Source organism: Paenibacillus chitinolyticus NBRC 15660 (assembly GCF_000739915.1).
GTDB classification, from domain to species: Bacteria; Bacillota; Bacilli; order Paenibacillales; family NBRC-103111; genus Paenibacillus_F; species Paenibacillus_F chitinolyticus.
Window position 1 is genome coordinate 74,713 of sequence record NZ_BBJT01000004.1, and the last position, 22,387, is coordinate 97,099.

22 protein-coding genes are annotated in these 22,387 nt (G+C 56.8%); 7 read left to right on the plus strand and 15 right to left on the minus strand.

Features of this window, described 5'->3' with window-relative positions:
• Nucleotides 1-2 precede the first annotated feature (2 nt).
• The 3 genes from sufC to PCH01S_RS10275 all read right to left on the minus strand — a co-directional run bounded on the left by sufC (nt 3) and on the right by PCH01S_RS10275 (nt 2,468).
• Nucleotides 3-839 carry a Fe-S cluster assembly ATPase SufC gene (gene sufC, locus PCH01S_RS10265; protein ID WP_042229035.1) on the minus strand — a complete coding sequence of 279 codons (837 nt, stop codon included), beginning with the start codon at nt 837-839 and terminating at the stop codon, nt 3-5.
• A 340-nt stretch (nt 840-1,179) separates the two neighbouring features.
• Nucleotides 1,180-1,773, minus strand: a complete 594-nt coding sequence (locus PCH01S_RS10270; RefSeq protein WP_042229037.1) for a DUF1802 family protein — start codon at nt 1,771-1,773, stop codon at nt 1,180-1,182.
• A gap of 245 nt (nt 1,774-2,018) precedes the next feature.
• A complete protein-coding gene (locus tag PCH01S_RS10275) occupies nt 2,019-2,468 on the minus strand; it encodes a Dps family protein (protein WP_042229039.1) in 450 nt (149 codons plus the stop codon).
• A 201-nt stretch (nt 2,469-2,669) separates the two neighbouring features.
• On the opposite strand from PCH01S_RS10275, the gene mtnK reads away from it, so the two are divergent.
• Nucleotides 2,670-3,896 carry an S-methyl-5-thioribose kinase gene (gene mtnK, locus PCH01S_RS10280; protein ID WP_042229040.1) on the plus strand — a complete coding sequence of 409 codons (1,227 nt, stop codon included), beginning with the start codon at nt 2,670-2,672 and terminating at the stop codon, nt 3,894-3,896.
• Nucleotides 3,896-5,005: an S-methyl-5-thioribose-1-phosphate isomerase gene (mtnA, locus tag PCH01S_RS10285; RefSeq protein WP_042229041.1), complete on the plus strand. Its 1,110-nt coding sequence runs from the start codon at nt 3,896-3,898 to the stop codon at nt 5,003-5,005. Before mtnK ends, mtnA begins: the two co-directional genes overlap by 1 nt.
• 433 nt (nt 5,006-5,438) lie before the next feature.
• Here the strand turns inward: mtnA and PCH01S_RS10290 are convergent, their stop codons facing one another.
• Complete coding sequence (locus PCH01S_RS10290; protein ID WP_042229043.1) at nt 5,439-6,122, minus strand: TetR/AcrR family transcriptional regulator; 684 nt, start codon at nt 6,120-6,122, stop codon at nt 5,439-5,441.
• Nucleotides 6,123-6,282: 160 nt separating this feature from the next.
• Between PCH01S_RS10290 and PCH01S_RS10295 the strand changes: the two genes are divergently transcribed.
• Both PCH01S_RS10295 and PCH01S_RS31315 read left to right on the plus strand, forming a co-directional pair.
• On the plus strand, nt 6,283-7,782 hold the full coding sequence (locus PCH01S_RS10295; RefSeq protein ID WP_241688820.1) for a DHA2 family efflux MFS transporter permease subunit: 1,500 nt from the start codon (nt 6,283-6,285) through the stop codon (nt 7,780-7,782).
• Complete coding sequence (locus PCH01S_RS31315) at nt 7,757-7,981, plus strand: hypothetical protein (RefSeq protein WP_241688819.1); 225 nt, start codon at nt 7,757-7,759, stop codon at nt 7,979-7,981. The genes PCH01S_RS10295 and PCH01S_RS31315 overlap by 26 nt, the downstream gene beginning before the upstream one ends.
• 149 nt (nt 7,982-8,130) lie before the next feature.
• On the opposite strand, the gene PCH01S_RS10300 is transcribed toward PCH01S_RS31315, so the two are convergent.
• Nucleotides 8,131-9,090, minus strand: coding sequence for an aldo/keto reductase family protein (locus tag PCH01S_RS10300; RefSeq protein ID WP_042229046.1), 960 nt, complete (start codon nt 9,088-9,090; stop codon nt 8,131-8,133).
• A 196-nt stretch (nt 9,091-9,286) separates the two neighbouring features.
• Here PCH01S_RS10300 and PCH01S_RS10305 point away from each other — a divergent pair, with 196 nt between their 5' ends.
• Together PCH01S_RS10305 and PCH01S_RS10310 are read left to right on the plus strand one after the other, a co-directional pair.
• Complete coding sequence (locus PCH01S_RS10305) at nt 9,287-9,652, plus strand: winged helix-turn-helix transcriptional regulator (protein ID WP_042229048.1); 366 nt, start codon at nt 9,287-9,289, stop codon at nt 9,650-9,652.
• Between the two features lie 87 nt (nt 9,653-9,739).
• Nucleotides 9,740-10,210 (plus strand): ester cyclase, encoded by a 471-nt coding sequence (locus PCH01S_RS10310; protein ID WP_042229049.1) that lies wholly within the window; start codon nt 9,740-9,742, stop codon nt 10,208-10,210.
• A 601-nt stretch (nt 10,211-10,811) separates the two neighbouring features.
• Here PCH01S_RS10310 and PCH01S_RS10315 read toward each other — a convergent pair.
• On the minus strand, nt 10,812-11,807 hold the full coding sequence (locus PCH01S_RS10315; protein ID WP_042229051.1) for a Gfo/Idh/MocA family protein: 996 nt from the start codon (nt 11,805-11,807) through the stop codon (nt 10,812-10,814).
• A gap of 292 nt (nt 11,808-12,099) precedes the next feature.
• Between PCH01S_RS10315 and PCH01S_RS10320 the strand changes: the two genes are divergently transcribed.
• Entirely contained in the window at nt 12,100-12,720 is a 621-nt protein-coding gene (locus PCH01S_RS10320; protein ID WP_042229053.1) for a pyridoxamine 5'-phosphate oxidase family protein, read from the plus strand.
• A gap of 481 nt (nt 12,721-13,201) precedes the next feature.
• Here PCH01S_RS10320 and ptsP read toward each other — a convergent pair whose 3' ends face one another.
• The 9 genes from ptsP to PCH01S_RS10365 all read right to left on the minus strand — a co-directional run bounded on the left by ptsP (nt 13,202) and on the right by PCH01S_RS10365 (nt 22,275).
• The gene (ptsP, locus tag PCH01S_RS10325; protein ID WP_042229055.1) at nt 13,202-14,959 is read right to left on the minus strand and encodes a phosphoenolpyruvate--protein phosphotransferase; all 1,758 of its coding nucleotides are present in this window, start codon (nt 14,957-14,959) and stop codon (nt 13,202-13,204) included.
• Nucleotides 14,959-15,228 (minus strand): HPr family phosphocarrier protein, encoded by a 270-nt coding sequence (locus tag PCH01S_RS10330; RefSeq protein WP_042229057.1) that lies wholly within the window; start codon nt 15,226-15,228, stop codon nt 14,959-14,961. The genes ptsP and PCH01S_RS10330 overlap by 1 nt, the downstream gene beginning before the upstream one ends.
• Nucleotides 15,229-15,487: 259 nt before the next feature.
• Nucleotides 15,488-16,222, minus strand: coding sequence for an SIS domain-containing protein (locus PCH01S_RS10335; protein WP_042229907.1), 735 nt, complete (start codon nt 16,220-16,222; stop codon nt 15,488-15,490).
• A 19-nt stretch (nt 16,223-16,241) separates the two neighbouring features.
• Complete coding sequence (locus PCH01S_RS10340; protein WP_042229059.1) at nt 16,242-17,000, minus strand: creatininase family protein; 759 nt, start codon at nt 16,998-17,000, stop codon at nt 16,242-16,244.
• Nucleotides 17,001-17,013: 13 nt separating this feature from the next.
• Entirely contained in the window at nt 17,014-18,006 is a 993-nt protein-coding gene (locus PCH01S_RS10345; protein ID WP_042229062.1) for a phosphotriesterase family protein, read from the minus strand.
• Between the two features lie 99 nt (nt 18,007-18,105).
• A complete protein-coding gene (locus PCH01S_RS10350; RefSeq protein WP_042229063.1) occupies nt 18,106-19,401 on the minus strand; it encodes a PTS ascorbate transporter subunit IIC in 1,296 nt (431 codons plus the stop codon).
• A gap of 20 nt (nt 19,402-19,421) precedes the next feature.
• Complete coding sequence (locus tag PCH01S_RS10355) at nt 19,422-19,685, minus strand: PTS sugar transporter subunit IIB (protein WP_042229064.1); 264 nt, start codon at nt 19,683-19,685, stop codon at nt 19,422-19,424.
• Nucleotides 19,682-20,125, minus strand: coding sequence for a PTS sugar transporter subunit IIA (locus tag PCH01S_RS10360; protein WP_042229065.1), 444 nt, complete (start codon nt 20,123-20,125; stop codon nt 19,682-19,684). Before PCH01S_RS10360 ends, PCH01S_RS10355 begins: the two co-directional genes overlap by 4 nt.
• 26 nt (nt 20,126-20,151) lie before the next feature.
• Nucleotides 20,152-22,275 (minus strand): BglG family transcription antiterminator, encoded by a 2,124-nt coding sequence (locus PCH01S_RS10365; RefSeq protein WP_322786825.1) that lies wholly within the window; start codon nt 22,273-22,275, stop codon nt 20,152-20,154.
• Between the last annotated feature and the right edge of the window lie 112 nt (nt 22,276-22,387).

Genomic DNA, 22,387 nt, shown 5'->3' on the forward strand with positions numbered 1-22,387 from the left:
CATTAGTTATATTTCGGTGCGGTTGTGTTCATAGGAACTTGGAATTCTTGCTCGTCGTCATTGCCGACTGTTTCGTCGACGATGCCCAGTTCTTCTTTAATCCAGTCGTAGCCGTCTTTCTCCAGACGCTGTGCCAGCTCAGGGCCGCCGGATTTAACGATTCTGCCCTGCATCATCACGTGTACGAAGTCAGGTGTTACATAATCCAGCAGGCGCTGGTAGTGGGTAATGATCAGGAAGCCGCGGTCTTCGCTGCGCATAGCGTTAACGCCGGTAGCGACGATGCGAAGGGCGTCGATATCAAGACCGGAGTCGATCTCGTCAAGAATGACGATGCGCGGATCAAGCATCAGCATTTGCAGAATCTCGTTGCGCTTCTTCTCTCCGCCCGAGAAACCTTCGTTCAGGTAACGGTGCATGAATTCCGGATTCATTTCAAGTTCTTTCATTTTGCTTTCCATCTGGCGGATAAACTTGATCAGGGAAATTTCGCTGCCTTCTTCACGGCGCGCGTTGATCGCGCTGCGGAGGAAGTCGGCATTCGTTACGCCGGCGATTTCGCTCGGGTACTGCATGGCGAGGAACAGGCCTGCGCGCGCTCTTTCGTCGACGGCCATTTCCAGCACGTCTTCGCCGTCCAGGCTGATGGAGCCATCGGTCACTTCATATTTAGGGTGGCCCATGATCGTGGAAGCCAACGTACTTTTACCGGTACCGTTAGGTCCCATGATGGCGTGGATTTCTCCGCCTTTGACTTCAAGGCTTAAGCCTTTCAGGATCTCTTTGCCTTCAATTTGTGCCTTAAGACCCTCTATTGTGAATACGGGTGCGTTTGCCATAGTGAATTAACCCTCCAACTTTTCAATGAATTTCACTTTATAATCATTCTAATATGATTATCAATGATTCTCAATAGCTTCATCATAGTCTATGCCGCCTGCTTAAATCAAGAAAGGGCATTTTCCCCGGTCTATCGTCTTTAAACGCCGTCATATGAGCTTTTTCATTGTGCGGCGAATAAAATTATGTAATTGTTCCCAGAATGCCCGGTTTGCCTCAAAAAAAACTCCGATTGAACATCATCTGTTCATTCAAGCTAAACCTATCCCGTCCTCGCTGCGGAAGCCTGTAGGAGGCTTCCGCAGTCGATGGAAAGCGACACGGCCGCCCGCATCGAAACTAAGCCCCGTTGACCGGCCCGCCGTCCGCCAGAGCTTTCTCCACCCTGTCCACCGCGGCCCGGAACGCTTCGTCGCTCAGCACCGGCGTTCTGCCGGCGGACTCCAGCTCCCCGTGAAGCTCGATCCAGGACTTGCAGCCTTCATAGGAAGGATCGACGTCCAGGGTAACCGGCTTGTCCAGCTTGTACACGCGAAGCAGCATGACATGAAGAGGCTGCTTGCGCTTCCATTTCAATCTTTCCTCCGCGAAGGTCTCGGTCCAGATATGAAAAGGCTGCAGCTTCTCCAGCGTCTCCCCGTCGCTTATTTCGATGTCGCGGACCAATTCGGCCCAGGAGGAAATCGTCACCTGCCTGTCGTCCGGATTCCAGCCGTCCAGCGTTTCTTGAAGCCTCGGCTGCGCGGAATCTTTGATGAGATGCGGCTTCTGATGCTCGTAGGTAGGATACAGGTAAAAAGCATCGGAAACGACGCGGAAATCCCGCGTTTCTTCGCGAATGCCTCCTTTGCGCATGATGAGAACCTGCTCGCCCTGCTCCAGCGCCTGTACGGCCGAAGCCCATTCTTTCAACGCCATGTGGGAATGTGTCACCGTTTACACCTCTCTTGCCCGTTATTCGGCTCACTCCCTCTTATTATAGTAGGCGTTTTCCCAAAAAGCCAAACCCGTCCGGCAAAAATCGCTTTAAAACGACGGTAAATTTTTCGCAAAGGCAACCGCAAAAAACCGGCGCGCCTCGTTAGAGGCCGCCGGCCGGCATCCGTAACCGGTATTTTGCCCGGATCGCAAGGCATATGACACGGCTGCGGTCGGCAAGTTCACACCGTCCGCTTCCGTCAGCCGTTCAAGAAAGAACCGAGCATCCAGCGGTGCTTTTCCAGGGACTGCGTAATGCCAAGCAGCATATCGGCGGTTCCTTCGTCACCGGCTTCCTCGGCTTCTTTCATGCCCGTTTTGCATTCGCTTATGATCGTTTCAAAATCGGCCAGCAGGGCGCGCACCATCGCATCCGAATTCTCGCTGCCCGCGGCTTCCCCGATGCCGGACAATTCCAGGCACTCTTTGAGCGTGGCGACGGGCTTGCCTCCGATCGAGAGCAGACGTTCGGCCAGTTCATCGACATAGCCTGCGGCTTCGTTGTACAGCTCCTCGAACTTCACGTGCAGCGTGAAGAATTGATTTCCTTTTACATACCAATGATAATTGTGGAGCTTGACGTAAAGTACCGTCCAGTTGGCTACCTGTTTGTTCAATACTTTGTGGGCGGAACGGATCGCAATCGACATGACGTACCTCCTGATGTGGGATATCTTCCGGTAGTGTAGGCCGAACGGAGTCGTTTTATGTAAGCCGTGTCCAGGGACCGGAGCCCTAAAAATTGTGTTTCATGCAGGGGTGTTTTCCTTTATACTAGTATTTAAGTCGGAATTAACGGACAACCCGGTACAAGCCGCCACTTATTAATTCTTTCTTAGGAGGAACGCCAAATGACTACGACTTACCATGCGCTGACGGAAGCGGAAGCGATTGCATATGCCCAAGGACTGCCGAACATTTTCTCGCCGGACGCGGTGCTGACAAGCCGTGAGATCGGGGACGGCAATCTTAATCTTGTTTTTCACATCTCGGATGAAAAGTCCGGACGCAGCCTGATTCTGAAGCAGGCGCTGCCTTACGCCAAAGTCGTAGGAGAGTCGTGGCCGCTTACGCTGGACCGCGCGCGGATCGAAAGCGAAGCCCTGCAGCTCCAGGGTTCCCTGTGCCCGGACCTCGTTCCTCACGTATTCGCGTATGAGAAGGAACTTGCGCTGACGGTTATGGAAGATTTGAGCGACCACGTCATTATGCGCAAGGGCTTGATCGAGAAAAACAAATACCCGCTCTTCGCGAAACATATCGGCCGGTTTATGGCACGCACGCTGTTTTTCTCGTCGGATCTCGGAATGAACCAGCAGGAGAAGAAACTGCGGGTCGGCCGGTTCATTAATCCAGAGTTGTGCAAAATAACGGAGGATCTTATTTTCGACGATCCTTACCGCGATTCGGAAAATAACAACATCGAAGATCATTTGAAAGATGCCGTTCAGGCTATCTGGCAGGACCGCGAGCTTCATCTGGAAGTCGCCATTCTGCGCAATACGTTCCTGACGCGCGCCGAAGCTCTGCTTCACGGCGATCTGCATACGGGCAGTATTTTCATCAAAGAAGATTCCACGAAAGTAATCGACCCCGAATTCGCCTACTATGGACCGATGGGCTTTGATATCGGCGCGGTCCTGGCCAACCTGCTGCTGAATTACGCAGGCCAGGAAGGCTGGAGCGCAGGCGAGACCGAGCGTACGTACTACCGGGAATACCTGCTGGAAACCGTGAAAGAAGTGTGGACGGTATTCGAGCGTGAATTCCGCGCCCTGTGGGACAATGAAACCGTCGATCCGATGTCCGAAACGCCCGCTTATCAGGACTGGTACATGAACCGCGTTCTTCAGGAGACGTTCGGATTCGCCGGATGCAAAATGGTCCGCCGGATCTACGGCCTCTCGCACGTGGCGGACATTGACGGAATCGAAGACGCAGCGGCACGCGAACGGGCGCAGCGGCTTGCGCTTGCGATCGGCACGACCCTGATTAAACGGGGCCGTCAAGCAAGCTCGATCGACGAACTGATTGCGGTAGCCCGCGAGGCTTCCGTCGCTAAGGAGGGAGTGCGCTAATGACTGCAAACGAAAACGGAGTACAAAGCGAAGGCCAGCGCGGTTGGGTCCAGTCCGTCCGCTGGAACGGAGAGCGGCTCGATCTTCTGGATCAGCGGCTGCTTCCCGAGGAAATCGTCTACCTGCCGCTGGAAACGCCCCACGAGGTGTGGGAAGCCATTCGCCACCTGAAAGTCCGCGGGGCGCCCGCAATCGGCATCGCGGCGGCCTACGGGGTCTTCCTCGGCATCCGCGACGCGCAGGAAGACGAATCGATCTCGCGCGAAGCGAACCGGCGCCGCCTGGCGGGAGAAGTCGCCAAGCAGGCGGACTATCTCGCCACCTCGCGCCCGACGGCCGTCAATCTGTTCTGGGCGCTCGACCGACTCAAGCGGCTGACGCAGAAGCTTGTCGAGATGGACATTTCGCACGGCGAAATGAAGCAGGCGGTTCTCACCGAGGCCATCTCGATCCAGGCCGAGGATGAAGAAACGAACCGCCGTATCGGCGAGTTCGCCCTGGAGCTGTTCGAGGACGGCATGGGCGTCCTCACGCACTGCAACGCCGGCGGACTCGCGACGGCGAAGTACGGCACCGCGCTGGCGCCGTTCTACCTCGCGCAGGAGAAGGGCGTCTCGCTGAAGGTGTACGCCGACGAGACGCGTCCGGTCCTGCAAGGCGCGCGCCTGACGGCGTTCGAGCTTCAGCAGGCAGGCGTCGACGTGACGCTGATCTGCGACAATATGGCCGGCGCCGTCATGAAGAAGAACTGGGTGCAGGCCGTCATCGTCGGCACCGACCGTGTGGCCGCCAACGGCGATGTGGCCAACAAGATCGGCACGTACAGCGTGGCCGTGCTCGCCAAAGCCCACGGCATCCCGTTCTATGTGGCGTGTCCGATGTCCACAATCGACCTCAGCACGCCGACAGGGGAAGATATTCCGATCGAGGAGCGCGGCGAGGAGGAGATCACGCAGGGCTTCGGCAAGCGTACCGCCCCGCAAGGCGTCAAGGTGTACAATCCGGCGTTTGACGTGACGCCGAACGAATACGTGACCGCGATCATCACGGAAAAAGGGATCGTACGAGCGCCTTTCGCGGAAAATCTCGCCAAATTATTCGAAGAATAACTCCGTCGGTTATCCCGGCGAACAAGAAGCCAGCCCGGTACAATTCCGGGCTGGCTTTTCGCGCTGCGTATCGCGTGGCAATGCTTACGGCTGAGATGATTCATGTTGTTCATGTTGTTCATGTTGTTCATGTTGTTCATGTTGTTCATGTTGTTCATGTTGTTCAGGCCGTTCAGGCCGTTTATGTCAAGCGAGATATCGTGATATTCATGATATTCATGATGTCCATGGAACACGGACGCCTCCTCCAGAGATCAGAGCATTTTCCGCGTTTGATCGCGTGTACTTCTCTTTCGGGCCGGGCCGGAAAATTACAACCGAATGCCGGCTTACGCTCACTGCGCTCAGCCAAGTGAATCCGCCGCCGTTCAGCTCTTTACTGTCGCCTGTGTCCGAGACACGCCCCGGGCCGGAATTAGGACGGGGAGCTTTCTCACCGCGACGCTTTTTCGGCTTTAAGCGCCTTCTGGATGATGATGGGCATATCCGGAAGGTCCTTCCAGATATCGAGCGAATCTTTCTCCGCTCCGAGCAGCTTTTCCAGAATTTCACCGATGGCTTGAAGTTTCGTCACCACTTCTTCCACCGTCCAGGCGAAAATGCCGGGGTCGTAGAGGAAAAACAAACCGACCATAAAAAACTCGACCACTTCCCGAGGATGGCTCGTATGGAAGCTCCCCTCCCCGATCCCCTGCTCGATAATGCCCGTAATGAAAGGCGTGTAAGCCTTGACGGATTCCACGAGCATTTTTTGATGAAGAAGCGCGTTGTTCTCATGGTGCATATAATCCAGATTCTCCAGATTGTCTCCCCGCTTCACGAAATCTTCTTTCATGACCTTGACGATCTTCTCCTGACCGGACAGCTCCGGGTCTTCCGCAATGGACTCAATAAGCCCCATGTGCTCGTCCAGCATACGCCGGATCATCGCGTCCGCCAGTTCGTCCTTCGACTTAAAATAATAATAAAAGGTCCCTTGGGCGACCCCGACCTGTTTTACGATATCGCTAACCGCCGTGCGTTCGTATCCCTTCACCCGGAACAGCGACTCCGCAGCGGATAAAAATTCCTGTTTGCGTTCCTCCGGACTTTTCGTTACACGTGCCAACTTCTCCACCGCCTTTATGCCCGCCTGTCCGATTCCGGTTGAAAAATAATCGGAGAACGAAGCTCTTTCTTTTAAATTTAACTATTGACTGTCAGTCAGTCAATGTTATATAGTTTTTTCATCGACTGATTGACAGTCAGTCAATTATATCTACGGAGGTTTCCCATCCATGCAAAAATCACGCAAGATCCCCGCCATCCTTACTCTTCTGCTCGGTTTTTTTATGGCGATTCTCGACACTAGCATCGTCAATGTGGCGCTTCCCCGGATGAGCGCGTTTTACGGTGCCGACACCGCCGGCATTTCCTGGGTCGTGAACGGCTACAGCCTGTCGTTCGCCGTTTTTCTGCTTGCCGCTTCCCGCCTCGCCGACCAGTTCGGCCGCAAAAAAGCGTTTATGACCGGCCTATTCCTTTTTACCTTGAGTTCCCTTCTGTGCGGTCTGGCAGGCTCGATCACGTCCCTCATCGTTTTCCGTGTTCTGCAAGGGATCGGCGCGGCATTAATCACCCCTCTGGTCGCCCCCCTGCTGCTGGCCCTGTTCCCTCCCGAAAAGAAAGCCGTCATGATGGGCATTACCGGCGCTTTGGCCGGCCTTGCGGCCGCAAGCGGCCCCGCCCTGGGCGGCGTGCTCTCGTACCAGCTCGACTGGCAGTGGATTTTCTACATAAATATCCCGATCGGCGCCCTGGCTCTCGTGCTGGCCGCCTCCTCCCTGGCGGAATCTTACGATCCGACGGCTACGCGAAAGCTCGACTGGGGCGGTATGCTGACGGTATCGGCCGCTTCGCTGACCTTGACGCTCGCTTTTATGCAGGCGAACGAGAAAGGCTGGGACTCTCCTTATATTTTGTCCCTTTTCGCGGCGGCTCTGGTTTCGCTCCTCCTGTTCCTATGGATCGAGTCCCGCGTAAAAGAACCGATGCTTCCGCTGTCTCTTTTCAGGATCAAACGGTTTCCGTCCGGCAATCTCGGCCTGTTCCTGCTCGGCATCGGCATGACCGGCCCGACCTTCATCCTCGCATTCTTCCTCACGCAGGTGATCGGCATGACGGAGCTGCGCGCGGGACTCATTATAAGCGTCCTTGCCATCGCTTCCATGATCTGCTCCGTGCTTGCCGCCAAAGGCGCCGCCAAGCTGGGCCCGCGTATATTCTCGGTCACCGATGATCCTGCTTGCCCTCGGAACTTACCTGCTGGCGGGACTCACGACCGAGTCCTCGACGATGGATTACATCTGGCGCCTGGTCATTGCCGGAATGGGAACCGGCATGGCGATCGCGAATTTGACGGCAACTACCGTCCTGCTTCCTCCGCCGGAAAAAACGACCATCGCCATGGGCATCGGCACCATGGCCAGAACGATCGGGAGCGCGCTCGGCATCGCCGTTCTCGTCACTCTGCTGTCCCAATCCATGCAGACCGAGATGGCCTCCGCCAAAACAGAGCTGGCGGAACGGATCGCAGGCAGCTCTCTGTCCGGGGAGAGCAAGGCGGGACTTGCCGCAGCTCTGCAGCAGCAGGCCGGAAGCCGCAGGGCTGCTTCGGGAAGCGCCTCAGGGTCGATGCAGGGTCTGCTCGACCAATGGGACCGCAAGGAGCGGGAACAGCTTCAAGCCGCGTCCCCCGATGCGGCCGGGCGGGTGAAGGAAGCCTTCGCCAAAGATAAAGCGGAGCTTCAAGGCCTGCTCCCTCAGCTTCAGGCGACGTTGAATACCCACACGACGGCCGCGTTCGGCCTCGTGTTTAAAGTCAGCTGCCTGGCTCTGCTTCTCGGCGCCGTCTGCGCTTTCGTGAACGGACGAAAGGCTGAGGAGCCCGCACGGGAAGCGGAGCGTGTGGAAAATGCCCTCCGCTCCCCGCAGTAGGCGGACGGCAAAACAAAATCACCGGTTCCAGGAACCGGTGATTTTTTGTGCGCCTGTTTGGTTTATAGGCGTCCCGTGCCATAGATAGGCACTCCTTCAGGAATGCGGAATACGGATGTCCGGGCGGGCTTGCCTCCATCCCGAACCGGTTACTTTCCGGCTGCTTCGTTCCCCGAGAGAACCGCCTCGATCCGCTCCAGCACGTCCGCCGCCAGCTTCACGCCTTCGGCTTTCACGTTCTGCTCCACCTGCTCCGGACGGCTCGCGCCTACGAGGGCGCTCGCTACGTTCGGCTGGCGCAGAATCCAGGCAAGGGCGAGCTGTCCCACGGTAAGATCCAACTCCGCTGCGATGCCTTCGAGCTGCTTCACCTTCGCAATGTTCTCCGCCGTAACGGCGCCGCGCATCGTTTCGACTTTGGCGGCGCGGCTGTCCGCCGGAATGTCGTCCGCCGACTTGTATTTGCCGGTCAGGAGCCCCTGCGCCAGCGGCGAGAATACGACCTGACCGATTCCTTTTTCCTCGCCCAGGGGGATGATATCTTTCTCGATATAGCGGTTGAACATGTTGTAAACCGGCTGGTTGACGACGATTTTATCTAGCAGATATCTCTCGGCCAGACCGAGCGCATCCGCCATTTGAGCCGCCGTCCATTCGCTTACCCCTATGTAAAGCACCTTGCCTTGGGTAATGAGATCGTCGAGGGCGCGGAGCGTTTCCTCCAGCGGCGTCTCGGGATCGTACCGGTGGCAGTAATAAATGTCGACGTAATCGGTTCCCAGTCTTTTAAGGCTGGCATGCGCCTGCTCCATGATATGCTTGCGGGAAAGGCCTCTGTCATTCGGTCCTTCGCCCATCGGCCAGAAAGCTTTCGTCGCCAGCACATAAGATTCACGCGGATATTCCTTCAAAGTGTCGCCGACTACCTTCTCGGCTTCCCCCTGCTTGTAAACGTTTGCGGTATCAAAAAAGTTAACGCCCAAATCGTAAGCTTTACGGATCGATTGAACCGCATTGTCACGTTCGACGTAGCCTCCATAAGTAAGCCAGCTTCCGAGGCTAATCTCACTGACCTTCAAGCCCGACCGTCCGAGTCTGCGATAGTGCATGTTCCATAAACCTCCCCAATCTGTTTTCACGAAGCGGACAAGCCGCCTCCCATTGCCATCATAAAATACTTTCTATATGATGAACAGTAGTGATCTTTTTTTGATCATACCCATAAAATTGTAGCTGCTACACTTTTGTTTAGCAGGGTTTTGGCCTTGCGGCGGACTTATACTTTTAAAAGGGGGGAGCGCCTTCATGACAGCTCGATCCGGGAAAACACCGGCGGAACCGGCGGCAAACAGCTATATTCCGAAGGAGCCTTGCGTCATCGAATGTTCCATTGAAAAAACGCTCGATGTCATCGGCGGAAAATGGGCGTTCCTTGTGATCCGGGAGCTTTTCGACGGTACGAGACGCTTCGGAGAGCTTCAGCGCAGCATTGCTTCGATTAGCCCTACCGCACTGACGAATATTCTCCGCCATCTGGAGAAACAGGGCGTGCTCGAACGGAAAGCCTTCGCGACCGTACCGGTTACCGTGGAATACACGCTGACACCGAAAGGCCGCGATTTACACAAAATTTTAAAAGAAATGAAGCTCTGGGCGGCCAAATGGACCTGACTGACACAGGGACGAATTGTTCGGTCAACCGGCAGCGGGGACATAACATGCCGATACATAACCCAGGAGAGCGGGGGAAAAAGAATCATGAAAGCTTTAAGACCGGAAGAAGTGGTCAAACGTTTTTTTGATGAAGTACGGTCGGGAAAAAAACTGGCGGCCGCTCCCGAGCTGATGGCCGGTAAAGTATTCGCCCACCAGGTCCAGTCGGAACAAGAGGTGACGGTCGAGCGCACGCCCGAAGTTTATGCGGAGCACGTGCAAGAAATGCTCGATGCCTACGGCCCCTTCACCCTGGAAGTACAGGAGCTGCTGGGCTCCGGCGACCGGGTGTACGTACGCTGGAAGCAGACGGGAACGCACATCGGCGAAGTCGACGGCTATCCGCCGACCGGCCTGCCCGTTATCGAGCTGGCGAGCGCGGTGTACCGGGTGGAGAACGGCAAAATCGCCGAGTACTGGATCCAGATCGACCGGGCCGGTATCGAACGTCAGTTGAAACGCAATGCAGCGGAAGCGGGGGCGGCAACAGCCACGGCCGGCGGTGCGGCGGACTAGCGGGCAGACACCGGAGCTTGCGGTGTCGGGCTATGGAGCGGACAGCTGCGGATATCTACGCTTGCCGTTTGGAGAGGCAGACAACCGGACACGAGACACGAGACACGAGACACGAGACACGAGACACGAGACACGAGACACGAGACACGAGACACGAGACACGAGACACGAGACACGAGACACGAGACACGAGACACGAGACACGAGACACGAGACACGAGACACGAGACACGAGACACGAGACACGAGACACGAGACACGAGACACGAGACACGAGACACGAGACACGAGACACGAGACACGAGACACGAGACACGGTAAATGGTAGACGAATTTCTCGGGAAGTACAAGAAAAGAAGCCGGTTAACCGGCTTCTTTTTCTGTCTTTATGCGGCGCGATGCCTGAAGAAATGATCAGGACAACGAGAAGGGCCGGGAAAGCGCCCGCTGATTTCTTCCGAGGCCATGCGTCAGCGCTGTCAAAACGTCTAGGTCGGCTGCTGCGCTCCATTTTCGCAACGCATGCAGCTCCCAGCATGTCGCAATGCACGCAGCTCTCAGCGTGTAATGTGACGTCGCATGACGGCGGGGTCTCGTTCCTCTACAGCTTAACGGCGCAACCGCTCGCCGCCGAGGCGTTGGACGCTTCCATCAAGCGGGTGAGGTCCGCTGCCAGAAGCAGGTTCTCCTCCGCCCGGGTACCGGACTCGATATGCGCCACCCACTGCTCGAAAGCGGAAGGCTTCGCCTGCGGGAGATCCGTCACCGTCTGCCACTCCTCCCCTTCCTGCGCCCGCGTACGAAGCAGGAGCTTGTCGTCGTGCTGGGAGTACAGCAGAGTGCCCTGCGTGCCGTGAATCTCGATCACGAACGGGGAATGGCTGTTCACAAAGCCCGCTTCCACGATGCCCAGAGCGCCGTTCGGATAACGCAGTACGCTCACCGCGTTATCTTCCGCGGAGCGTCCCGTCACGCTGCCGTAATTCGCCGTCAGGCTTTCCGGCATCCCGAGGAACAAGCGGGTCAGGTACATCGGATGGCAGCCCAGATCGATCATGGCGCCTCCCTGCGCAGCGGATTCGTCGAAGAAACGCTCGGGAAGCCAGCCGCCTCCCTCTTCCCGGCTCAATCCGCCGTTATGGGATAGTCTTGTACGAACCAGCGTCAGTTTTCCGAGAACTCCCTGTTCGAGAATGTCCCGAATCGCCAGTGTGTACGGAGCGTTCAATCTCGGCAGCGAAACCGTCATGACCACTCCCGCTTCGCGGACCGCGTCCATAATCTCGTCGGATTCCTTCTTCGTGGCGGCGACGACTTTTTCCGTGAAGATATGCTTGCCCGCTTTGGCCGCCGCCACCATAACGTCCCGGTGAAGATGGGTCGGGGTCGTCACGATAATGCCGTCGATTTCATCGTCGGCAAGCAGTTCAGCCAGGTTTTCGTAAAATGGAATTCCGCGGTTTTCCGCTTCTTTGCGGCCTCTGGCCGGGTCTTCATCCCAGATCGCGGCAACCTGAGTGTCCGGATGCTGGTTAGCGTCTTTCTCGTAATCCAGGGCGTGAACGTGCCAGAAACTGAGCAGAGCGACTTTTAACATAAGAAAATACCTCCATTATGTCTGGTTGGTTTCGGTTAGCCGATAGGGCGAAACCCTGGTCCGGCGAATGCCTTTTGTATGGGAAGCTGCATTTGAGGAGCAGCGGCTTCATTATTTTGCACAAATTTGAACGCGCGTACATCAAGCAATGAACCTTCACCCTCCCCTTTTGCCTGTGACCGACTGCAACTGGTCCACTAAAAATAGCGTAAAGTGGCTCTTCAGAAAAGTCAACCGTCCCGCTAAGATGAAAAAAACAGCCGCAAGCAGGCAAATTACAGGGGTGGAGACTTTGAGAAGAAAAGAATTCGGTGTGGAAGACTGGCAGGAAATCGAGCAGTTTATGAGCGAAATGACATTCGGAATTCTGGGAACGATCGGCGAGGACGGGTATCCGAATTTAAAAGCTCTTAATTTTGTATACGCGGACGGCGCGATTTATGCCCACGGAAGCAAAGTCGGCGAAAAAATTTCGGACCTGGGCCGGAATCCTCTCGTCACTTTCGCCATAGCCAAGGAGTATGCGCTCATTCCTTCCTATTTTACGGAGCCCGTGTACGCCTGTCCGGCGACAGCCTTCTTTAAGTCCGTCGTGATAAAAGGCAAGGCTGTCCTCGTGGAAGATTTGGAGGAAAAAGCGAAGGCGCTCGGCGTCTTCATGGAAAAGCTTCAGCCCGAGGGAGGCTATGAGCCTTTCTCGCTGGAAAATCGGGGGTACGTCAGCCAAATCCGCGGCGTCGCCGTGATCCGCATCGACGTGGAAGACCTGTCCGCCAAGTTCAAGTTCGGCCAGAACATGAAAGGCGCCAAGCGCGAAGCCGTCGTGAACGGACTCGAAAACCGCGGGAAAGAACTGGACGAGGAGACCGTCCGTCTGATGAAGCTGTATTGTCCGGCGCACCGGGAGGGATAACGGACGGACAAAGGCTCCGCTCCGGGTGAGGAACGCTGCCGTGCCGTCCGTTTGGACGCGGGCTTAGCTGCTGTCCGCGACGGCCTCCAAGCGACGTCCGCCGCACGCGGAGGCCGTAAGCGCGGTATGTAAGGCAGCAGCCTCCCCCGCTGATCGAACGGCCCTACAGGACGGGAGCTAGACGCAGACTGCGCCCCTTTGCCGGAAGGCAGGCAAAACCGAAAAACCCGGTTCCGCTCTATACGGAACCGGGTTGTTTTGGATTTGCCGATCTGTCGGAGAGTGCCTGCATCCGAGTCTCGATCAAGGGTTTAATTTGCCCCCAAAGATGGAAAAGCCGGGTGCCAAGCCTCAAGATCCTTCCGAAGCGGGAATTCCCCTTCATGGGTAACACAAGCAAGCGGCCGCTCCCGCACTGAACCTGACATCTGTTTCAATCTTCGCATCAGCGTAGGTTTTCCGACCACTTCGCCGGCGGGATTTAAACAGATTTAGACTCGCGGAACTCCTCGAGCGCCTGACGCACCGCCTGAGGCGTATCAAGAAGCAGCACCCGCTCCGCAAGCTCGCGGCACTCCTGACGATCCAGCCCGGCCAGCACTTCTTTCAGTGGGCTGAGACGCCCCGCCTCCATGCTCCACTCGTCCAGTCCGAGACCGAGCAGAAGCGGTGCGGCCAACGGATCGCCCGCCATGCCGCCGCACATGCCGGTCCACTTGCCGGCCGAGTGCGAAGCTTCGATCACGGTGCGGATCAGCTGGAGAACGGCCGGATGGAAATAGTCGTACAAGTACGCCACGTGCTCGTTCATCCGGTCCACGGCCAGCGTATACTGAACCAGGTCGTTCGTCCCGATGCTGAAGAAGTCCACTTCCCGGGCAAACTGGCCCGCCATCACGGCCGTGGAAGGAATCTCGACCATGATGCCGACTTCCATGTTCTCGTCGAACGGTACGCCTTCCTGTCTCAGCTCCGCCTGCGCTTCCGCCAGGATTTCTTTGGCCTGCCGCCATTCCTGCAGGCCGGAGATCATCGGGAACATCACCTTCACCTTGCTGTAGGCGCTGGCCCGCAGAACCGCCCGCAGCTGCGTGAGCAGCAGCTCCTTGCGGCTGAGGCCGATCCGTATCGCCCGGTAACCGAGGAAGGGATTCACTTCCTTCGGCAGCTGCAGATACGGAAGCTCCTTATCCCCGCCGATATCCATCGTGCGGATGATTACGGGGCGGCCCTCCATAAGCTTGGCCGCTTCCAGATAGGCACGGTACTGTTCTTCCTCCCCCGGCATAGACGGGGAATTCATGAACAGGAACTCCGTGCGGTACAGCCCCACGCCGTCCGCTCCCTGTGCGGCGGCGGCTCCGGCTTCCGCGGCGGTTCCGATGTTCGCCGCGAGCTCCACGCGCGTACCGTCCGCGGTTACCGCGGGACGGGCCGCGTATGCCTCGAGCGACTTGCGGCGCTCGAGATCCTGCCCCATGCGGAGCCGGTACTGCTCCGCTTCGGCTTCTCCCGGCCGGGCGATGCACAGCCCGGCGGCTCCGTCGACGACGAGGGTGTCCCCGTCGTCAATGCCGTCCACGGCATCGCCTGCGCCGACGATGGCGGCGATGCCGAGCGACCGCGCCAGAATGGCGGTGTGGGAGGTCGCTCCGCCCGTGCGGGTAATAAAGCCGACAACCTTGGCCGGGTCGAGCTGCACCGTGTCGGACGGCGTAAGATCGTCGGCCACGAGGATCACCTCGCCGGTGATACCCTCAAGACCGGCTCTCTCTCCGGGCGACAGGCAGGCCAAGAGGCGGCTTCCGATATCGCGGATATCGGCGGCGCGCTCTTTCATGTAGTCGTTGGTCATCCCTTCGAACCAGGAGGCGACCTGACTTACGATTTCGGAGACGGCCTGCGGAGCCGGCTCCAGCTTTTCCCGGACCCGAGCTTCCATCTTCGGATAGAAGGCCGGATCGTCCAGCAGTTTCCGCTGGCCCGCCAAAATACCGGCCTGCTCTTCACCGACGGTTTCCTTCGCCTTCTCCGTGAGCCGTTCCAATTCGCCTGCACAGCGGGCTTTGGCTTCTTTAAGCTTGGCAAGCTCAGCCTCGACAACCGCCGGATCAGCCGCAATAGGCTTCCATTCGGCAGAAGCTCCGCCAGCATTCCCGTGCGCTGCGCGGTAAACGAATGCCTGCGCGATGCGGATTCCTTCCGAAACGCCGATTCCCTGAATATGCAGCCCCTTCATTAGGCTTCACCGAACTTGCTTTCAACAAGCTGCGCCAGGGCTTCAACGGCTTCCTTCTCTCCGTCGCCGCTGGCTTCGATCGTCACGACAGCTCCCTTTTCAATGCCGAGCGTCATCAGCTCCAGCATGCTTTTGCAATCCGCCGTGCGTCCGTCTCCGGTCTTCAGGTGCACCTCTGCTCCAAACTGGCCGGCTGTTTCAGCAAAAAGCTGAGCCGGACGGACATGAAAACCCTGCGCATTCTGTATGGTTACTGTTTGTGCGAACATGTCGTTCCTCCTCACCCGTTCACCGCCGGATCAAGACCGCAAAAAAGGGATAAGGGTGTATGGTTTCTCCCGACAGCTATCCGCTTATGTTTTGCAAGTCGTCTTTCGGCGATTGTTCCCGGTTAACGTTTTTTGGGGTTGATTGTAAAATTTCCGTTCTCTGGTCTGCTTATCTCTCTATTACTCCACACATTTGCCGGTTCTGAGCCGGATACAACCTTCTGTTTGATTTGCGGTTGTTTTTCTCTGTTAAATCAGGCTACGCCAGCAGGGCGATCCGCTCTTTGTACGTTTGGATCAGCGCCTGGTTGTGCGCATCGGAACCGTCGATGTTGCCGCTCAGGAACACCGGCGGGTTAAAACCGTTTTCGATCATGATTTCAATGGACTCGGCAAAAACGGCGTTCAGAATCGCAGCTCCGATCACGGTCGAGCTCGGTGTGAAAGGAACTTGCAAGCCCGGATGATTCAGCACGGCGTCTCCTTTGACCGAGAAGTTGTCGATCACGAGATCCACCGCCTCGGACAAATGCTTGCCGCTGGTATGCCGCGACGGCTGGCTCATGGAATATTCCAGAGAAGTAATCCCGACGGTAACGGCGCCCTTCTCCTTCGCCATCAGGGCGACATCGACCGGAACCGGATTGCGGCCCGAAGTGGACAGGACAAAGACGACTTCACCCTTGCGGATGTCCTGCTCCTTCATGAAATCGACCGCCAGATCGTTCTGTCTCTCCAGCTCCGACGAGCGTACCGCGCCTTCATGCAGCATCAGCTTTTCGACGAAGATCGGACGAATCGGAACAAGCCCGCCTGCCCGGTAAAATACTTCCTCGGTCAAAATGTGCGAGTGGCCGCAGCCGAACAAATGAATAATGCCGCCGTCCTGAATGCAGGCCGCCACTTTCTCGGCCGCTTCGCGAATCGGTCCGGCCTGTTCGGTCCGGACTTTGTTCAGCAGCTCGCCGATCACATCAAAATACGTATTCATCATCATAGCTCTCACCCCGTTGTCAGTCTGTTGAATCTTGGTGATCTCCGTCTTCCAAAGCCCGCTTAGTCCGCAATAGCATTTCGGCCATCACGTCCAGGCTGCGTTCGATAATCTTCTCGCCCTTCTCCCGGGTTGCCAGCGTGGCGTCGCCGAGAACGGCGGAGGACGTGATTTCCTCCCATGGCGTCGGCGTGCAGTCCGCTTCCGCGGTTATGCGGGGAGCGCCGTCTATGGCCTTGCTCATGTCCACGTACTCACCGGCCAGATAAAGCATGTAGGACGTCTCGATTTCGTCGGCATGCATATAGGTGCCGTGGGCCGCCGAAGACTCCCTGACCTGAGCGGTGATTTCTTTCGTGCCCGGATAAAAGAAATAGAACACTTTCAGCTCAGGCACCCGCTCGTATAGAACCCGCGCGGCTTCCTTAAGCGCGACCGCATTGCCCAAATGGCCGTTGACCATCGTGAAAATATGGAAGCCCTGCTGGTATAGGCTCTCGCCGATATCGGCCAGCAGACGGATCAGCGCCTCGTTGGAGACGTTGATGCTGCCCGGAAAATTCCGTAGGCTCCACACCTGGCCGTAAGGCAGGACCGGAAGCACGAAGCTGTCCGTGCGGGCCGCCAGTTTGTCCGCCAGCCGTTCGGCAAGCAGATTATCGGTGCCGAGCGGCAGGTGGGGACCGTGTGCTTCCACGGCTCCGATAGGCAAGATCGCCGCCCGGAATTGTCGGATTTTGTCCTGCACCTCGTACGAGTTTTCGTGCTCGAATTTCATCGTGCGCGCCTCCTTACTTTTTGAATGAGAAGCAGTTGGCCGGGTTGCTTACGAAAAATTTCTCGATCAGCTTCTGCCCGTCGAATCCGTTGCGGTTCGCTTCGTCCACAAAGCGCGGCACCCACTTCGCAATGATGTACTCCAGGCCGAGGCCGTGGTCGTAATGCTTGTAGTAGGTTTTGCGGGCGGTATCCCCGCTGATCAGAATCTGATCCTCGTAGCCCTTGCTCACGAGATTGAGAATCAGTGCGATCCGCGTGCTTTCGGGAGCGTACTTGATTTTGCCGATGCCGTCAAAGCTCATGTAAGCGCCGGTTGCGGCGATCTGCTCGTGGTAGTAAGGGTCCGGGTTGCGGTCCATATGGCCCAGGCTGAGGTACGACAGGTTCACGCCCTCGCTTTTCAGAAGCTCGATTTGCTCCAGCGCCATGGTGCCGACTTCCGTATGGGAATGCACGGGAGCTTTCGTTTCGTGGTGGGCGCGCGCTACCGCACGCAGCGTTTTCTCTTCCAGGGGCGTAATGCGGTTATAGCCCGTCCCGAATTTGACCTGCCCCGCTTTGAAAGGTGTTCCTTCAAGGCCTTCTTCCACTTCACGGATGACGAAATCGGCCAGCTCGTTGATGCTTTTCGCTTCGATCCATTGGGTATAGGTTTCATAATCGCCGGTGAGCGGCTTCAGCTCTTCTTTGATTTTGGCATCCCAAAGGAAGCTTTTGTTGAAGCCCGCCGTGCCTACGATCTTAATGCCCGTTTCCAGGGCAATTTCCTGCACCGCCTGGACGTCCCGGCCGTAATCGACCGCCGTCGCATCCACAATCGCGTGTCCGCCGTGCTTTTTGAAATCAAGAACGTCCCGCTTGGATTTCTCTTTATCGTCCAGCAGCAGATCGTCCTCTCCCCGTTCCTGCCAGAAGGCCGGACGGCATACAATATGTTCGTGGGAATACGTAAAGCCCAGATCCTCTTTGGCGATGTCTCCATGTAAGGTACGGATATAGCTCATAACGTGTCTCCTCCACTCTTTTTTCTGTAAAGAAGACGGCGGAGCTTAGCGCTGTCACCGTCTTGTTGTCTTCGGGCTTTTCGGCCCGCACTGCTTTAATTAAAAGAACAATTTAGCCAGGAAGTTCAAAATCGGACCGATGATGAACATATCGGAATCCGCCGCCCACATGGCCGTATCCGGCACCGTGGAAGAGATAAAGAAGCGGACCATGAGGAATTGTCCCCAGGCTACGATCGTGGCCGTGATGAATCCGCCGATCACAGCCCCGCGGACGCCGCCCGTCGAGTTCCCGAACACGCCGGCCGTAGCCCCGTGGAAGAACAAGACGATCATCGTCGGAACGAAGATGTAGGAAACAGTGTTACCGAGCACGAGCAGCCAGATAATGGCGCCCGCGAAAGCTCCCAGGAAGCCGAGTACGACCGCATTCGGCGCGTACGGATATACAACCGGCGCGTCCAGTGCCGGCTTGGCTCCGGGTACGAGTTTTGTAGCGATCCCGTTGAAGGCCGGAACCAGTTCGCCGACAAACATCCGGACCCCCATCAGAACGATGGCGATACCGCCCGCGAACGTAAACGATTGAATGATCGAATAGATAATGAAGTTCTGATCGCCCGATTTCGCCATCAGTTCGGCGGCGGCAGGCGTTCCTTTCGTCGAAAGGATAATGGCCCCGATCAGGAACAGAATCCCCATGCTGAGCGCTGTAATGACGTTGGAATCACGGAGGAATTCGAAGCCTTTCGGCACTTTGATTTTCTCCGAGTCGTTGTTTTTGTTACCGAGCAGTTTACCGAACAGGGCTGCCAGCAGGGCAACCGAGGCGGATGTGTGACCGAGGGCGATGTTATCGTTGCCCGTTACTTTGCGCAGGAACGGCTGAACGAGAGCCGGCTGGAATGTCCAGTACAGACCGAGCACGACGGCAATCATCAGCACAAGCTTCCAAATGGCGATACCGCTTGATGCATGCACGATCACGCCCGCGAAGATCGTTGAAGTCCAGAACATCATGTGACCGGTCAAATAAATGAATTTAAACCGGGTAAAACGGGCCAGCGCAACGTTGATCAGGAAGCCGACGAGCATCGCCAGCGTGACGGCGCTTCCGTATTTGCCGTTAAACGCCTCCTGCCCCATAAACGACCCGAGCGAGCCGGCCTCCAGTCCGAAGACCTCTTTCCACATCGGCTCGAAGACGTTCAATGCTTTGACGATAACGTCGGAACCGGCGCCGATTACAAGGAAACCGATAATAGCTTTAAAAGTACCGCTTACGAGCTGGCTCGTCGATTTCTTCTGGAGAAGAAGGCCGACCAGAACGATGAACCCGAGCAGAATGGCCGGTGTTCCGAAAATATTGGTGGCGATCCAAAAAAGCACGTCCATAAAGACCCCTCCTTAATGGGTTACAGTACTTCTTCCAGTTTTTGTTTGATTTCGTCATTGTCAAAATAGTTATTGACGATCACGATTTTGGCCGAGTGCCCTTGCAGGCTCTGTGCCAATTCATTGCTCGTAATGATAAACTCCGCCGCCGTGCCGGACGCCGTGGATACGTCGGTATGCTCCACATCGGCGCTTACGCCCATGCCGCTCAGCACATTCTCCACATTCATTCTCAAAATCAGGCTGGTTCCTTGTCCAAGACCGCAAACGCATAAAATCTTCATTGTTCGTTCCCCCTAATAAGTTGTTGGATAGTATCTACATCGGCTGCCTGCTTGAACGCTTCCACGTTGTCCGGGTTGCTAAGCAACATCGTCAGCTTGCGCAGCATGGCGATATGCTCGGAGCTGGTGGACCCGCCCAGTGCGAATACGAGCTGAACGGGATCGTTGGCCGCGTGGCCGAATACGACCGGTTTCTTCAGCCGAAGCAGCGAGACGGACGCTTCTTTCACTCCGTCTTCCGCACGGGCGTGCGGCAGAGCGATATGCGGCGCCAGAACGAAATACGGGCCTTTTTCCCGATAGGAGTCCACCATGGCTTCGGCATAGCGCGCTTCCGCGGCTCCCGCGTCGGCCAGCAGTCCTCCCGCCAGGCGGATCGCTTCGTCCGCCGTCTCGGCTTCGACATCAAGTGCAATTAACGATGGTTCTAAAAATTTCATCTCTCATCTCTCCCAAATCCGGTAGTCTAACTGCGGGGACCTTCTTGTATCTGCTGTAATATCTGTTCTTTGGTCCCGGCGTCCTTCAGCCGGGTCAGGCTGTCTTGTTCTCTGAGCAGGAGCGTCAACTCCGACAACGCTTTGAGATGCGATTCTCCGTCGATCGCCGCCAGCACCAGGATCACCTGTACCTGATGGCGTGCTTCTTCGGAGAAGGCTACGGGCTTCGCAAGCCGCAGCAGGCTGATTCCCAGCCGCTTCACTCCCTCCTGCGGCTTGCCGTGCGCGATGGCGATGCCCGGAGCCACGACGATGTAGGGGCCCAGCGCCTCCACCTTGGCGATCATCGCCCCGATGTAGGCCTCTTCGATGCGCCCGTCCTCGAGAAGAGGCAGGGCCGCCTCGCGTATGGCGGAGCGCCAGTCGGCGGCCTCCTTCTCTACCCGGACCATCGGTCCGGTGAGCAGGTCGGCCAGCGACGGCTTGCGGGCTTCGCTCAGCCATGTTTTCCCCACGGACATGTAGCGGTTCAGTTCCTCCGTGAGTCCCGCTTCATCCGTCACCTTCGCGTATTTGCGGACTATGTCGAGCAGAGCCTGAACCGAGCTGGCCTGGGCCCGCGACTTGCGGCCGACGACCGAGTTGATCTGGTTCAGCAGATGCTCCTTGTCCTTGTCGCTGAGGATCGGATTCACGACGAACACGGGGACGACGCTGTCCGGAAGCGGGACCGTCGAGAAAATAAAATCGACGCTCTCCTCTTCGAACGCTTCGTAATCCCGCAGCGAGAGAACGGCCGTAATGTCCACCGCCGAAAATAAATGCTCGAGCTGGGACTTCAGCATCCGCGAAGCGGAAATGCCGTTGACGCAGACGATGGCGGCCCGGCGCCTCTCTACCGGCTCCGTGTTTTCCCTGCGCAGCCAGCCGCCGAAATGCATGGCGAGGTAGCCGATCTCGTTATCGTTGAGCCTGCGTCCGACAAGCTGCTCGAACGGTGCCGCGGAGCGCCGCGTCAGCTCGAACACTTCCCCGTACTTGGAGCGGATGTTGCCGAGGAGCGGGTTATCGAGCCCCAGCCCGTACAGAATCCGGTAATACGCCGGCTTCAGATGAACGAGCAGGTTCTCTTCCATCGCTTCCCGGTTCGGCAGAAACACGCAGGCGTGACGCTGGAAGGCGTCGGTCATTCCCTTGGCCGCCTCGCGGAGCTTGTCGATCACTTCCTCGGAGCCCGTCATCTGCTCCATGCGGTTGACGCGCGCCCCGAGCAGGTGCATCGTAAAATACGCGATTTCCTCGTCCGGTATGGCGGTGTCGAACAAATAGCCAAGACCTTCCGCTATACGGGCCGCCGCCTCGTATTCCGGCATGTGCGCAAGCACGCTCCGCTCGTCTTCGTCGATCGAGATGAGCTGCTTGTTCTGGATTCGGCGTGTATAGAGCAGGAAGCGTGTGGTCAAGTTAAACACCATCTCGTCCGTTAGTTCCACGCCGAGTGTGCGTTCGCTGTCGGCGATGAGCCGATAAACCCGCTTTAAGTGATCCGGCTTCATCGGAGGGAATAAGTTAAGCACCCGGTCAAAACTGCCGGGGTCTTCGCTCCGGCTGAGCGCCTGCTCCCAGCCCACGCTTCCGAAAATTTGCCCGAAGTAATACGCGAGGGCCTTCCGCTTGTCGCTCTCTTCCCCCCGTACCCGGTAGCCCTGCTTGCGATCGTAAGTAAGCTTAAGCTTCAGGGCTTCCAGTTCCGGCCGGACGATGTTCAAATCCTTCAGCACGGTTCCCCGGCTGACTTGCAGGAGATCCGTCAAGTGATGGACGAAAAGCGATCCGCCCGCCGGGGATAACAGATGGACGACCAGCCAGGCCAGCCGCTCCCGCGGAGACAAGTAGTACTGCTGGACGGGAAGCTGTCCGGCAAGCTCCGGAATGCCTTTACGGCTTTCGTCCGGCAAATAGTATCCGGCCGCCCGGACATATTCGACCGGCGGAAGATGAATCGTTTTCAGCCAGTCGTTGATTTTTTCCATATCGTAATAAACGGTTCGTCTGGAGATGCCGAGCTTCTGCATCAGTTCTTCCAGAGATACATAATCGGCTGCCTGCTGCAGCAGCGTCAAAATCCGGGTACTGCGTTCGTCCAGAATACGGCATCAACTCCTTTGCCGTTTAGTTTGGTTCTTTGTTCGATTTGATTATACCCATGGACAATAAATGAAAGACAGTTCAATTCGTGGAGGCTCCTTTGTGCAAAAATGA

Coding starts and splice junctions, on each gene's coding strand:
- PCH01S_RS10275 (WP_042229039.1), bottom strand. CDS start 2,468: ATGTCGATTGCGATCCGTTCCGCCCACAAAGTATTGAACAAACAGGTA.
- PCH01S_RS10360 (WP_042229065.1), bottom strand. CDS start 20,125: ATGAAATTTTTAGAACCATCGTTAATTGCACTTGATGTCGAAGCCGAG.
- PCH01S_RS10350 (WP_042229063.1), bottom strand. CDS start 19,401: ATGGACGTGCTTTTTTGGATCGCCACCAATATTTTCGGAACACCGGCC.
- PCH01S_RS10310 (WP_042229049.1), top strand. CDS start 9,740: ATGAAAGCTTTAAGACCGGAAGAAGTGGTCAAACGTTTTTTTGATGAA.
- ptsP (WP_042229055.1), bottom strand. CDS start 14,959: ATGAAGGGGCTGCATATTCAGGGAATCGGCGTTTCGGAAGGAATCCGC.
- mtnA (WP_042229041.1), top strand. CDS start 3,896: ATGACTGCAAACGAAAACGGAGTACAAAGCGAAGGCCAGCGCGGTTGG.
- PCH01S_RS10345 (WP_042229062.1), bottom strand. CDS start 18,006: ATGAGCTATATCCGTACCTTACATGGAGACATCGCCAAAGAGGATCTG.
- sufC (WP_042229035.1), bottom strand. CDS start 839: ATGGCAAACGCACCCGTATTCACAATAGAGGGTCTTAAGGCACAAATT.
- PCH01S_RS10300 (WP_042229046.1), bottom strand. CDS start 9,090: ATGCACTATCGCAGACTCGGACGGTCGGGCTTGAAGGTCAGTGAGATT.
- mtnK (WP_042229040.1), top strand. CDS start 2,670: ATGACTACGACTTACCATGCGCTGACGGAAGCGGAAGCGATTGCATAT.
- PCH01S_RS10340 (WP_042229059.1), bottom strand. CDS start 17,000: ATGAAATTCGAGCACGAAAACTCGTACGAGGTGCAGGACAAAATCCGA.
- PCH01S_RS10335 (WP_042229907.1), bottom strand. CDS start 16,222: ATGATGAATACGTATTTTGATGTGATCGGCGAGCTGCTGAACAAAGTC.
- PCH01S_RS10355 (WP_042229064.1), bottom strand. CDS start 19,685: ATGAAGATTTTATGCGTTTGCGGTCTTGGACAAGGAACCAGCCTGATT.
- PCH01S_RS10305 (WP_042229048.1), top strand. CDS start 9,287: ATGACAGCTCGATCCGGGAAAACACCGGCGGAACCGGCGGCAAACAGC.
- PCH01S_RS10330 (WP_042229057.1), bottom strand. CDS start 15,228: ATGTTCGCACAAACAGTAACCATACAGAATGCGCAGGGTTTTCATGTC.
- PCH01S_RS10315 (WP_042229051.1), bottom strand. CDS start 11,807: ATGTTAAAAGTCGCTCTGCTCAGTTTCTGGCACGTTCACGCCCTGGAT.
- PCH01S_RS10295 (WP_241688820.1), top strand. CDS start 6,283: ATGCAAAAATCACGCAAGATCCCCGCCATCCTTACTCTTCTGCTCGGT.